The organism is Halopseudomonas litoralis, assembly GCF_900105005.1.
Classification (GTDB): Bacteria; Pseudomonadota; Gammaproteobacteria; order Pseudomonadales; family Pseudomonadaceae; genus Halopseudomonas; species Halopseudomonas litoralis.
The window spans coordinates 3,079,266-3,092,208 of record NZ_LT629748.1 but is presented as its reverse complement, the minus strand read 5'-3'; the positions used below and the strand labels follow the sequence as shown (position 1 = coordinate 3,092,208).

The window sequence follows — 12,943 nt, the reverse complement described above, 5'->3', positions numbered from 1 at the left end:
TTCGATCTAACGCAGCTGTTTTGCGGCCATATTCAGACTGCGCCAGGCCTTGTCGAACAACTCGTCGATCTCCTCAGGTTGGATGACCAGCGGCGGTGACATGATCATGGTATCGCCCACCGCACGCATCACCAGCCCGTTGAGAATGCACATGTCTCGACACAGAGTGCCGGCGGCACCTTTACCAGGGAAGCGCTCCCGGGTCGCCTTGTTGCCGACCAGCTCAAAGGCACCGAGCATACCCATGCCGCGCACCTCGCCGACCAGCGGATGCTCCGCAAGGCCGGCTATCTTTTGCTGCAGGTAGGGCGCCGCCTCGTTACGAGCATAGTCGATTATCTTTTCCTCACGCAGAATACGCAGGTTTTCCAGGCCGACCGCGGCGGCAACGGGGTGTCCCGAGTAAGTGTAGCCGTGGAAAAACTCACCGCCATTGTCGATCAGGCAGTCGGCCACGCGACTGCCGACAATCACGCCGCCCATGGGCAGATAACCGGATGTCATGCCCTTGGCGATGGGCATGAGGTCTGGCTGCAGGTCGAAATGCTGACTGCCGAACCATTCGCCGGTACGGCCAAAGCCGCAGATCACTTCATCGACGACCAGCAGGATGCCGTACTTGTCGACGATGCGCTTGATCTCGGGCCAGTAGGTGGAAGGGGGAATGATCACCCCGCCCGCGCCCTGAATGGGCTCGGCGATGAAGGCGGCGACCTTGTCGGTGCCCACCTGCAGGATCTTCTCCTCCAGCTGCCGGGCCGCCCACAAACCGAATTCCTGCTCACTCATGTCACCGCCTTCGCCGTACCAGTAAGGCTGGGCGATATGCACGATGCCGGGGATGGGCAGGTCGCCCTGTTCATGCATGGCTGCCATGCCGCCGAGGCTGGCGCCTGCCACGGTGGAGCCGTGATAACCGTTGATACGACCAATGACGGTCTTCTTCTCCGGCTGGCCCTGCAGGTCCCAGTAGCGGCGCACCATGCGCAGTACGGTGTCGTTGGCCTCGGAGCCTGAGCCGGTGAAGAATACATGGTTCATGTGCGCTGGCGCCTGCTCGGCAATTGCGCTGGCCAGCTGCACCGCGGGCGAGTTGGTGCACTGGAAGAAGCTGTTGGCGTAGGGCAGCTCGAGCATCTGCCGATAGGCTGCTTCCGCCAGTTCGGTACGACCGTAGCCGATGTTGACGCACCACAACCCAGCCATGCCGTCGAGAATACGATTGCCGTCGCTGTCCCACAGGTGAACGCCTGAGGCACGCGCGATGATTCGCGTGCCCCGGGCACCCAGGTCCTTGTGATCGGTGAAGGGGTGCAGATAGTGAGCAGCATCCATGGCCTGCAGCTCAGCGGTGGTAGGTTTGGTCATGACGGTAATCCTCTGCTCCGTTGAATGAATGGCGACCCTAGACGCTCAACAACAAGAACTCCCTTTCCCAGGAGCTGATGACACGCTTGTAGTTCTCGTTTTCCACGCGCTTGACGGCAATATAGCCGCGGCAGAATTTCTCACCCAATACTTCCTGGATGTCAGTACACATTTCCATGCGCTCAAGGGCTGATTCGAGGGAGAAGGGCAGGCGCAGGTTGCGTCTTTCATAGGCCCGGCCCTGGACTGGGGCGGTTGGTTCGATGGAGTTGACCATACCCAGATAACCGCACAGCAGGCTGGCAGCGATGGCAATGTAGGGGTTGGCATCGGCGCCGGGCAGGCGGTTTTCCAGGCGCATGTTCTGCGGCGTGGAGTCGGGTACGCGCAGTCCCGCGGTGCGGTTCTCCACACCCCATTCGACGTTGACCGGCGCCGAGGTATCCGGCAGAAAGCGTCGGAACGAGTTTACGTTGGGCGCGAACAGCGGCAATACCTCGGGAATGTAGCGCTGCATGCCACCGATGTAATGCAGAAACAGCTGGCTCATGTTGCCGTCGGCATTGGAGAAGATATTCTCTCCGGTCCTGGCATCAACGATGCTCTGGTGCAGGTGCATGGCGCTGCCCGGCTCGTTGGTGATCGGTTTGGCCATGAAGGTGGCGGTCACATCATGCTTGAGCGCCGCTTCGCGCATGGTGCGCTTGAACACCAGGACCTGGTCGGCCAGATGCAGTGGATCGCCGTGACGGAAGTTGATCTCCATCTGCGCCGTGCCTTCCTCGTGGATCAGGGTATCCAGATCCAGACCCTGTGCCTCGCACCAGTCGTACATGTCCTCGAACAGCGGATCGAATTCGTTGGCGGCGTCGATCGAGAAGGACTGGCGGCCGGTCTCCTGACGTCCGGAACGACCAACCGGCGGCTGCAGCGGCAGGTCCGGGTCCTCGTTGCGCTTGGTCAGATAGAACTCCATCTCGGGTGCCACCAGCGGCTTCCAGCCTTTCTCGTCATACAGCCGCAGGATCTTCTTCAGCACATTGCGCGGCGACATCTCGATGGGTTGACCCTGCTTGTCGTAGACGTCGTGGATGATCTGCGCGGTGGGCTCGATGGCCCAGGGCACCAGATAGATGCCGTCGTCATCCGGTTTGCAGATCATGTCGATATCCGCCGGGTCCAGCAGGTCATAATAAATGTCATCTTCGACATAATCGCCGGTGACTGACTGCAGCAAAATGCTTTCCGGCAGGCGCATGCCTTTTTCCGATATGAACTTGGCCGTCGGCGCGATCTTGCCCCGGGCAATGCCGGTGAGGTCGCTGACCATGCACTCGACCTCGGTGATTCTGTGTTCCTTGAGAAAAGCTTCAATCTTGTTCATACAGTCCTCTTGGGCCCAAACTCATTGCAGCGGTATCGGAGCAGACAGTGACAATCAACGGCTTGCGGATAGCGGACATACTGTCATCTTGCAAAGTCGCTTGTTCAATTTTTCATACAATAGCAACAAAGAATACCAACCACAAAATCATGGCGATTCGGCTGTAGGGCCCATGGCAAGTGATTTCCGTGGATGTTCGGAAATGGCCTTGAATGGTGCGTTGTGCATCATTTCAGGGCGGCCAGCAGTCTATTGACTCGCTGTAACCTTTCGGATTTACTCTCAATCAATATGAGTCATGATTGAAATATTTTACAAATAACAGGTGACGAACATGCACTCCCCAGCCGATGACACGGCAATCGGTACCGAGCCCGCCAGTATCCTAGACCTTGATCCAGCCGACACGCTTCCCGTTGACATGCAGGAAGCCGAGACCTTTCTTGCCGAGCATCCCGATGTTCACTTCATCGACCTGTTGATTGCCGACATGAACGGCATCGTCCGCGGCAAGCGCATTGATCGTTCGGCATTGATTCGCGCCTTTGATCGCGGTATTGCGCTGCCGGCGTCGGTATTTGCATTGAATATCCAGGGCACCACCGTCGAGGAAACCGGCCTGGGTCTGGAAATCGGCGATGCCGACCGTATCTGCCTGCCCATTCCCGGCACATTGTGTATCGAACCCTGGCAGAAGCGTCCCATCGGTCAGCTGTTGATGACCATGTACGAACTGGACCGCAAGACGCCTTTCTTTGCCGACCCCCGCTACGTACTGCAGCAGGTGGTCGAGCGCTTCACTGATCTGGGCCTGAAACCGGTATCGGCGTTCGAGCTGGAGTTCTATCTGATCGATCAGGAGAACATTACTGGCCGACCGCAGCCGCCGCGTTCACCCATGTCCGGCAAACGGCCGAATTCGGTGCAGGTCTATTCCATGGACGATCTGGACGAATACGCGGAGTTTCTCGAGGACGTCATCGAAGCTGCCCACGAGCAGGGCATCCCCGCTGACGCCATCGTCGCCGAATCGGCCCCCGGCCAGTTCGAAGTCAACCTCCATCACGTCAATTGCCCGGTCAAAGCCTGTGATTACAGCGTGCTGCTCAAGCGGGTGATCAAGAGTGTGGCCTACGACCACGAGATGGATACCACCTTCATGGCCAAGCCCTATCACGATCAGGCGGGCAATGGCATGCACGTGCACATCAGCCTTGAGCGTGATGGGCAGAATATATTTGCCCCGGATGCCGATGGCAACCTGCCTGACCTGTTGCGCTGGGCCATCGGCGGTCTGCTGGAAACCCTGCCGCAGTACATGGCCTTCCTGTGTCCCAACGTCAACTCCTACCGACGCTTCAGTCCGAGTTTCTTCGTGCCCTGTGCGCCGACCTGGGGCATCGACAACCGCACGGTGGCGGTACGGGTGCCGGGTGGTGAGGCGGAAGCCATGCGTATTGAACACCGCCTCGGCGGCGCCGACGCCAACCCCTATCTGTTGATGGCGGCACTGCTGTCAGCCATTCATTACGGCATCAGCAAGCGCATCGAGCCGCCGGCCATGACCGAGGGCAACGCCTACGAACAGCACGAAGCATCATTGCCGACCAACCTGCGCGATGCCCTGCGCGAACTGGAAAGCTCCGAGGTGATGAAGGAATACATCGGTGAGGAGTACCTGGACGTCTTCGTGCTGTGCAAGGAAAGCGAGATGGAAGAGTTCGAGAAGACCATCTCGGATCTTGAGTACATGTGGTACCTGCATACTGTATAGGTGCGATGCAGATGACGACGCGATAAAGGTGCCCCCGGTCACCGCCTGGTACGGCGACCGGGCTGCGGGACTCGCCGAAACAGCTTTGGCCCTGTAGACTGGCGCGCTGTTTGAGTTACCAATATCTTGATAAGGCTCCGATGCTGACTCTGCAAAACATGACCGGGCAGCCTACGCCGCCATAGTGCTGTGCCCCCTCGCATTATCCGTGATCGCTTGCTTCGCCAGCGGTCAGGCTTTGCTGTGTATTCGGTCTGCCACCTGCCACAGCACTTTACACCCGATAACTTGATCTCGAATCGACAGCTGCACAGGACCTCCGCCCTGCTGTGCTGCGCGATCCATTGCTTGGAAATTCTGATGCTCCACTCGTTGAAACAAACCTGGTTCTCTAACATTCGCGGCGATCTGCTCGCTGGCATTGTGGTTGCCCTGGCCCTGATTCCCGAGGCAATTGCCTTTTCCATCATCGCAGGTGTGGATCCCAAGGTCGGGCTTTACGCCTCCTTCTGTATCGCGGTGGTGATTGCCTTTGCCGGCGGCCGTCCGGGAATGATTTCCGCTGCAACCGGCGCCATGGCACTGCTGATGGCGACGCTGGTCAAGAATCACGGCCTTGAGTATCTGCTGGCGGCTACCTTGCTATGCGGTGTGCTGCAGATCATTGCGGGCTTCCTGCAGCTCGGCTCACTGATGCGCTTCGTCTCGCGCTCGGTGGTGACCGGCTTCGTCAACGCGCTGGCGATTCTGATCTTCATGGCTCAACTGCCCGAGCTGACCAATGTCACCTGGCACGTCTACGCCATGACAGCTGCGGGCCTTGGCATCATCTATCTGTTTCCCTATGTGCCCCGGATAGGCAGGCTCATCCCATCGCCGCTGGTGTGCATCCTGGTTCTGACCGGTATCGCTCTCTACCTCGGCCTGGATATCCGTACTGTCGGCGACATGGGTCAGTTGCCGGATACATTGCCGGTCTTCCTGTGGCCTGACGTACCGCTGACCTTCGAAACCCTGACAATTATCTTTCCCTACGCAGCAGCGCTGTCCGTGGTCGGCCTTCTGGAGTCAATGATGACTGCGACCATTGTCGACGAGATGACTGACACGCCCAGCAACAAAAATCGCGAGTGCAAGGGCCAAGGCATAGCCAATATCGCCTCGGGCCTGATGGGCGGCATGGCCGGCTGTGCCATGATCGGGCAATCGGTTATCAACGTGAAATCCGGTGGGCGTACGCGTTTGTCGTGTCTCGTGGCCGGCGTCGTGCTGCTGTTGATGGTGGTCTTTCTCAGCGACTGGGTCAGTCAGATCCCCATGGCTGCGCTGGTGGCGGTGATGATCATGGTGTCGATCGGCACCTTCCGCTGGGAATCGCTGCGCAATCTCAAAAAATATCCGCTATCCACCAACCTCGTGATGCTGGTCACGGTGGCCGTCGTTGTTTTCACCCACAACCTGGCCTTTGGTGTTCTGGCAGGCGTACTGCTGGCTGCGATGTTCTTCGCCAACAAGGTCGGCCATCATATGGATATCAGCTCCTCGCTGGACGACGCAGCGGGCCATCGTACCTACGAAGTCATCGGTCAGGTATTCTTCAGTTCAGCTGACAAATTCGTTGCTGACTTTGACTTCAAGGAAGCGCTGAGCAAGGTAACCATTGACCTGAACCGTGCCCATTTCTGGGATATTACCGCCGTAGCGGCTCTGGACAAAGTGGTCATCAAGTTCCGCTGTGAAGGCGTTGAAGTGGAGGTGCTGGGCCTCAACGAAGCCAGCAGCACTATCGTCGATCGCTTCGGTGTTCATGATAAACCCGAGGTCATCGTGCAATGATTCAGGCAACCGTAACCCCGACAGGAGCACAGCCATTTCCAAAGCAGCTTCTATCCAGCGACCGGCCCCAGGTTGGTGGCAGCGCCTGCGCCATTGGCGGGAAGAGCGTCAACTGCGTCGGCTGACGGTCACAGCTGATCAGTGGCAACAGGCGCTGGGCGACTGGGCGGTATACCAGCGTTACCCGCCGGAGCAACAGCGCCATATCCACGAGCTGGCGCTGCGATTGCTGCTGCGCAAACATCTGGTGGCGGTCAATGGTGCGCAGCTGGATGACCGGTTGCGTTTGCGCATCGCCGGCATGGCGGTGGTGCCGGTGCTCGAGTTGGGGCTGGAATGGTACGACCGCTGGCAGACGCTGATTCTCTACGATGGCCCCTTCGTTGCCGAACACAGCTGGGAAGATGAGTTTGGCGTTGTGCATCAGGAAAGCTGTGAGCGCAGCGGTGAAGCCTGGGAGCGCGGGCCGGTGGTGCTGTCGCTGGAAGATGTCGGGCATTCGGGGCAGGGCGACGGCTACAACGTGGTGATTCACGAACTGGCGCACACGCTGGATATGCGCGAGGCCAGCGCCAATGGCGCCCCGCCTCTGCATGCGGGCATGGATGCGGCAGCCTGGCAGCGGGATATGCGCGCGGCCTGGAATGACCTGGCGCGCCGCGCCGATAACGACGAACCGCTCCCGGTGGATGAATACGCGCTGGAAGACCCGGCGGAGTTCTTTGCTGTGCTGTCGGAGACCTTTTTTGAGCAGCCTGAATCGTTGCAAGCTGCATGGCCGAAGGTGTATGGGCATCTGGCCGACTTCTACCGTCAGGACTCGCTTTTCAGCCAGACATAGACAGAGGCAAGATGGTCTCGCCTGTTGAGGCTATACCGAATAACGTATCAAGCTTGATCCGAATGGCATTGTTGTCTATGAGTTGTAGAGCTGGGAATTTCCCCGGCCCGCTTATTACAACAACAATGAGGCAGATCATGAAGCGAACCCCTCTTTCTCGTTGGCCCAAACGCCTGACGACAATTCCCATGTTATGTACCTTTGCTGTGTCGCTGGCCGGCTGTTTCGATGGCGGTGGTGGCAGTAGCAGCAAGGGCCCCGCCACGCAAACCGGTACCTTCGTTGACAGCCCGGTTGCCGGCCTGCGCTATCAAACCGACAGCCAGGACGGCACGACGGACGAGCAGGGCAGCTTCCAATACCGCTCCGGTGAAACCGTTATCTTCCACCTCGGTGACCTCCGCCTCGGCGAAGCCGAGGGCGCGGAACTGCTTACACCGCTGGATCTGGTCAGCGGCGCGGAGGACCATACCAACGACGCCGTGACCAATATTGCCGTGCTGCTGCAGACCCTCGACCAGGATGGCAATACCAGCAACGGCATTACCCTCACGCCGGATATTGCCGAGTTGGTCTCAGTTTACGCCGACCGCCTGACGTTCGACATGGATTACGCCGCCTTCAGCGCTTCGTTGGCGGACCTGCTGGATGATCTGAACAACGCCGAGCCGCCGGTCTTCACCGATAGCTTCCCCGGACCGCGAACGGTGGTGGCCGAAGCCGATGCGCAGGAGCATCTGGCCCGAGCACTGGCACCACAGAAAGTCATCGATACCGAGTTCGGCAGGCTGTCGGGCTTCCAACATGAGGATGGCAGTTGGGCCTGGTACGGCGTGCCTTACGCCAAGCCACCGGTGGGTGAGCTGCGCTTCAAACCACCAGCCAAGCCCGACGCCTGGGAAGGCGTGCGCTGGGCCACTGGCTGGGCCGATCAATCCGCGCAGAATCCCGCCTATGTGTGGCCTTCGGCGAAGGCGGCATGAGCGAGGACAGCCTGTACCTGAACGTCACCGTACCGGATGGCTTTGATGGCGAGAAACTGCCGGTGATGGTCTGGTTCCATGGCGGTGGTTTTGCCATCCTCACCGGTAACACCAAGGCCTTTAACAATACGTCGCTGCCCGAGGAGGGCGTGGTCGTGGTCACGGTCAACCACCGCCTCGGGCCGCTGGGCTACATGGCGCACCCAGCGCTGACCGCCGAATCGCCGGACAACACCTCGGGCAACTATGGCCAGCTTGATCTGGTCGCTGCGCTGAAATGGGTGCGGGACAATATCGAAGGGTTTGGTGGCGACCCGGATAACGTAACCATCTTTGGTGAGTCCGGCGGGGGCGGCAAGGTGTTGTCGCTGATCAATTCCCCCATGGCCAGCGGCCTGTTCCACAAAGCCATAGTGCAGAGCGGCATGGCCGGTCCGGATGATGTGCTGATGCCGGTCGAGAACCTGTTGGCAGCAGAAGAGGCCGATGGCATTGCCGTAGCCGAGGCGCTGGGTGTGCAGGATGCCGACGACGTGGCCGCAGCATTGCGGGCTATCCCCTGGCCGCAATTGGTAGCTGCTGCTGACGGCTCCGGCCGGGCCTTTTCCCCCAACGTGGATGGCGTCTATATGCTCGACGGCATCCGCGACAGCTTCGAAGCCGGGCGGCACAATGATGTGCCGGTGATGGCCGGGGCCAACGAAGGTGACACCCCCGCGTTGATTGACGGCCTCAAGTGGTACATGCCCTGGATGGCCGACAATAGCGAGGCGGACGCCTTCGTCTACGTATTCGATCACCTGCCGGACAACTGGTCCAGCCAAGGCTCGCTGGCCTATCACGGCGCGGAACTGGTGTACGTATTCGATTATCCCGGCAGCTTCCTGTCGCACTATTTGCTGGGGCTGACCGGCCTTGAAGATCCGGTGGGAGGCGATACCCCGACGCCGCAGGGCTTTGCTATGAACCATCCGGGTTGGAATCCGAATGATGTGTCGGTAACCGACAGTATGCGCGCCATGTGGACCAACTTTGCCCGCACCGGCAACCCGTCGATCGAGGGTCTGGAGTGGCCTGCCTACACCTCGGAGAATGACACCTACCTGCGTATTACCCAGCAGCCGATGGTGGAAACCGGGTTAAATGATGCGTTCCCGTAACCGAGTGAGCTGAGTTGCCGTCACGTATGTGCCGGCAGTCTGGTGTGCCTGCAAGAGCATTTCTGCCGCCAGCGTGGTCATGGGTTATGCTGTAGCCCATGACCACTTTGCCGGAGAATCCGTATGCCCCGCCTCGTTACCGTCGCTGCCACCCAAATGAGTTGCAGCTGGGATCGGCAGGCCAACATTGCCAAAGCTGAACAACTGGTGCGTCAGGCTGCTGCCCAGGGCGCGCAGATCATTCTGATTCAGGAGCTGTTCGAGACGCCGTACTTCTGTCAGAAGCCCAACCCCGAATACCTGCAGCTGGCCACCTCAGTCGAAGACAACCCGGCCATTGCCCATTTCAGTAGACTGGCCAAGGAGTTGGAGGTGGTGCTGCCGATCAGCTTTTTCGAGCTGAGTGGCCGTGCGCGTTTCAACAGTATCGCTATCATTGATGCCGACGGGCGCAATCTGGGTGTGTACCGCAAGAGCCATATCCCGGATGGACCCGGCTACCACGAGAAATATTATTTCAACCCGGGCGACACCGGCTTCAAGGTCTGGAAGACCCGTTTCGCTACCATCGGCGTGGGCATCTGTTGGGATCAATGGTTTCCGGAAAGTGCCCGGGTCATGGCGCTGCAGGGTGCGGAGGTCCTGTTCTATCCCACCGCCATTGGCAGCGAGCCACATGACTCCTCCATTACCTCGAAGGACCATTGGCAGCGTGTGCAACAGGGTCATGCCGGGGCTAACCTGATGCCGTTGGTGGCCAGTAACCGGGTCGGGCTGGAAGAGCAGGATGGCTACGACATCACCTTCTATGGCGCTTCCTTTATCGCCAACCAGTTCGGCGACAAGGTGCAGGAAGCCAATGACCGGGACGAAACCGTGCTGGTGCAACAGTTCGATCTGGATGAGCTGGAGCACATTCGCGCTGCCTGGGGTGTGTTCCGTGACCGCCGGCCCAATCTGTACGGTCCGCTGAAAACCCTGGATGGTTCGCTGGAGTCCTGATTCATGTACACCTTGCACAGCACGCCCCGCGCCGACGGTTACGCCATGCCCGCCGAATGGGCGCCGCACAGCCAGACCTGGATGGTCTGGCCGGAACGCCCGGACAACTGGCGTCTCGGCGCCAAACCGGCCCAGGCCGCCTTTGCCGAGGTGGCGCGGGCGATTGCCGGCTTCGAGCCGGTCACTGTCGGCGTATCTGCCGCGCAATACGCCAATGCCAGCCTGCAACTGGATCATCCGGCGATTCGCGTGGTGGAAATCAGCAGCGATGATGCCTGGGTGCGTGACACCGGACCGACCTTCGTCACCAATGGCCAGGGCGGCGTGCGTGGTGTCGATTGGGTATTCAATGCCTGGGGCGGTTTCGATGGCGGCTTGTACTGGCCATGGAACCGGGACGATCAGGTGGCGGACAAGATTCTCGGCCTGGAGCGCTGCCCGCGCTACCGCACCGACGGCTTCGTGCTGGAAGGTGGCGCTATCCATGTGGACGGCGAGGGCACTCTGATCACCACAGAGGAATGCCTGCTCAACACCAATCGCAACCCGCACCTGCAACGCCATGAGGTTGAGCGGATGCTGATGGATTATCTGGGAATCGAGCGGGTCATCTGGCTGCCGGAGGGGTTATACAACGATGAAACCGACGGCCATGTTGACAACTTCTGCTGTTTTGTCCGTCCCGGCGAAGTGCTGCTGGCCTGGACCGATGACGTGACCGACCCCAATCATGCCCGCTGCCAGGCGGCGCTGCGGGTATTGGAGGGCAGCCGGGACGCGCAGGGCCGGGAGCTGACTGTGCATCGGATGCCGATACCCGGACCCATTCATGCCACGGCGCAAGAGTGTGCCGGCATTGACCGAGTGGTCGGCAGCCAGCCGCGCGATCCGTCGATCCGACTGGCCGGTTCCTACGTAAACTTTCTGATCGTCAATGGCGGCATCATCGCTCCGTCATTCGATGACCCGCAGGATGCACCAGCGCAAGCCATTCTGGAGTCCCTGTTTCCCGATCGCCGGGTGGTGATGGTGCCTGGACGGGAAATACTCCTTGGGGGCGGCAATATTCACTGCATTACTCAGCAGCAGCCCGTTAGCTGAATATTCCGCTGCCCATCCACTGAAATACCTTTATAGTTCTGACTCTTCGCTCGGCATTCCCTTGAAAGTCGGGAGTTTTTCGTTAAATCGAACTTAAGATAAGGATGCCCCATGCCGTTTGCACTCCGTGCTGTTGCCCTGCCACTGGCGAGCCTTGCGATTCTGCTGTCTGGCTGTAAGGAGCCGACAGCGGCAGTTGCCCCGGTCGTAAGCGAGATGCCTGCGACCTTGACTGGCGAACTGTCCAGCCAGAGCGAGATCAACCTGAACGATGGCTCCCGTAGTCAGAGTTTCGAGCTGCAACTTCAGGGCGGCAGTGTCTATCGGGTGGAAACCAGTGGTGCACTGAATCAGCCAGTACTGTTGCTGTTGTCGGAGCAGGGTGAACTGATCAGCGGCCCGCGTAACGAGACCTTGTTTCTACAGCCGGAAAAGGACGGTGTTTACCATCTTGCGGTCAGTGGGAAAAGTGATCGTGATTTCGGACCTTTTCGTGTCGAGCTGACTTCTGACGAACTCACCAGCGAGGGTGCGTTGGAGCTGGGTGCCGAGATCCTGGGACAACTGCAGGCCCGCAGTGCGAATAATGGCAACCAATACAGGCTGCAGATTGCAGAGAAGGGCCTGTACGAACTGGTGATGCGCTCAACGGAGTTCGATACCGTACTGAAACTGCGTGGCAAGGACCTTAACCGAACCGATGACGACGGTGCTGGCGGAACCGACTCGCGAGTCTTGACGATGTTGCCGGAGGGGAGCTATCAGTTGACGGTCGGCGGCATCGATACCGGCGACGAGGGGATCTACAGCCTGAGCTTCAAGCGCTGGGAAATGCCTGAAGGGGTGACCCTCGGCGATGGTGACTCGCTGAAACTGGGTGAAGAAACCACCGGTATGCTGACCGGACAACCGCAGACCTACCGGCTGCTTGTCGAGCAGTCCGGCTTGCTGCAGGTCAACATGCAGTCCGATGATATCGATAGTCTGCTGGAGCTGACTGGAGCGGGTATCAGTGCGCGTGACGACGATAGCGGCGGTGGCCTTGACGCGTTGCTGAGTGTGCTGGTCGAGCCGGGCGGCTATCGAATCAATGCCGCGCAGCACGGTAACGGAGAAGGAGTTTTCACCCTGCGTACGGAACTGATCGAAGTGGCGCAGCTCGGTGATCGTATAGCTCCGGGCGAAACCCGTGTGGGACGCCTGGCCGAAGGGCAGCCGACTGTCGTTGCCTTGCAGGTCGAACAAGCCGGGCGCTATCGCATTACCCTGCGCTCGTCCAACTTTGATGCAACGCTTGGCCTGCAGGGACAGGGGCTGGAAGAGCTGGATGATGATAGTGCAGGAGGCACCAATGCCCAGCTTGAGCTCTATCTGGAAGCGGGTGAATATCAGCTGATCAACAATACCTTCGGCAACGAAGGTGCTGGCAATTTCGTGTTGTCGGTCAGCGCACCGCTCTGAAAGGGGTATCTGCTGACTCTCTCATAAGAAAAA

At 59.3% G+C, this 12,943-nt stretch carries 10 protein-coding genes; 8 read left to right on the top strand and 2 right to left on the bottom strand.

The window, feature by feature from the left end:
* Positions 1–6: 6 nt before the first annotated feature.
* Positions 7–1,368 (bottom strand): aspartate aminotransferase family protein, encoded by a 1,362-nt coding sequence (locus BLU11_RS14805; RefSeq protein WP_090274676.1) that lies wholly within the window; start codon positions 1,366–1,368, stop codon positions 7–9.
* Positions 1,369–1,405: 37 nt separating this feature from the next.
* Positions 1,406–2,752 (bottom strand): glutamine synthetase family protein, encoded by a 1,347-nt coding sequence (locus tag BLU11_RS14800; RefSeq protein WP_090274674.1) that lies wholly within the window; start codon positions 2,750–2,752, stop codon positions 1,406–1,408.
* Positions 2,753–3,173: 421 nt separating this feature from the next.
* Here BLU11_RS14800 and BLU11_RS14795 point away from each other — a divergent pair, with 421 nt between their 5' ends.
* From BLU11_RS14795 to BLU11_RS14760, 8 genes are all read left to right on the top strand, one after another.
* Positions 3,174–4,526, top strand: coding sequence for a glutamine synthetase family protein (locus tag BLU11_RS14795; RefSeq protein WP_090276540.1), 1,353 nt, complete (start codon positions 3,174–3,176; stop codon positions 4,524–4,526).
* Between the two features lie 360 nt (positions 4,527–4,886).
* The gene (locus BLU11_RS14790) at positions 4,887–6,362 is read left to right on the top strand and encodes a SulP family inorganic anion transporter (RefSeq protein WP_090274672.1); all 1,476 of its coding nucleotides are present in this window, start codon (positions 4,887–4,889) and stop codon (positions 6,360–6,362) included.
* Positions 6,334–7,203 carry a M90 family metallopeptidase gene (locus tag BLU11_RS14785; protein WP_090274670.1) on the top strand — a complete coding sequence of 290 codons (870 nt, stop codon included), beginning with the start codon at positions 6,334–6,336 and terminating at the stop codon, positions 7,201–7,203. Before BLU11_RS14790 ends, BLU11_RS14785 begins: the two co-directional genes overlap by 29 nt.
* 137 nt (positions 7,204–7,340) lie before the next feature.
* Positions 7,341–8,186 carry a carboxylesterase family protein gene (locus BLU11_RS19710; RefSeq protein ID WP_157718697.1) on the top strand — a complete coding sequence of 282 codons (846 nt, stop codon included), beginning with the start codon at positions 7,341–7,343 and terminating at the stop codon, positions 8,184–8,186.
* Complete coding sequence (locus tag BLU11_RS19705; protein ID WP_157718696.1) at positions 8,183–9,346, top strand: carboxylesterase/lipase family protein; 1,164 nt, start codon at positions 8,183–8,185, stop codon at positions 9,344–9,346. Before BLU11_RS19710 ends, BLU11_RS19705 begins: the two co-directional genes overlap by 4 nt.
* A 123-nt stretch (positions 9,347–9,469) precedes the next feature.
* A complete protein-coding gene (gene aguB / locus BLU11_RS14770; protein ID WP_090274664.1) occupies positions 9,470–10,348 on the top strand; it encodes an N-carbamoylputrescine amidase in 879 nt (292 codons plus the stop codon).
* A 3-nt stretch (positions 10,349–10,351) separates the two neighbouring features.
* Positions 10,352–11,449, top strand: a complete 1,098-nt coding sequence (gene aguA / locus BLU11_RS14765; RefSeq protein WP_090274662.1) for an agmatine deiminase — start codon at positions 10,352–10,354, stop codon at positions 11,447–11,449.
* Between the two features lie 111 nt (positions 11,450–11,560).
* Positions 11,561–12,910 (top strand): hypothetical protein, encoded by a 1,350-nt coding sequence (locus BLU11_RS14760; RefSeq protein ID WP_090274660.1) that lies wholly within the window; start codon positions 11,561–11,563, stop codon positions 12,908–12,910.
* Positions 12,911–12,943 lie beyond the last annotated feature (33 nt).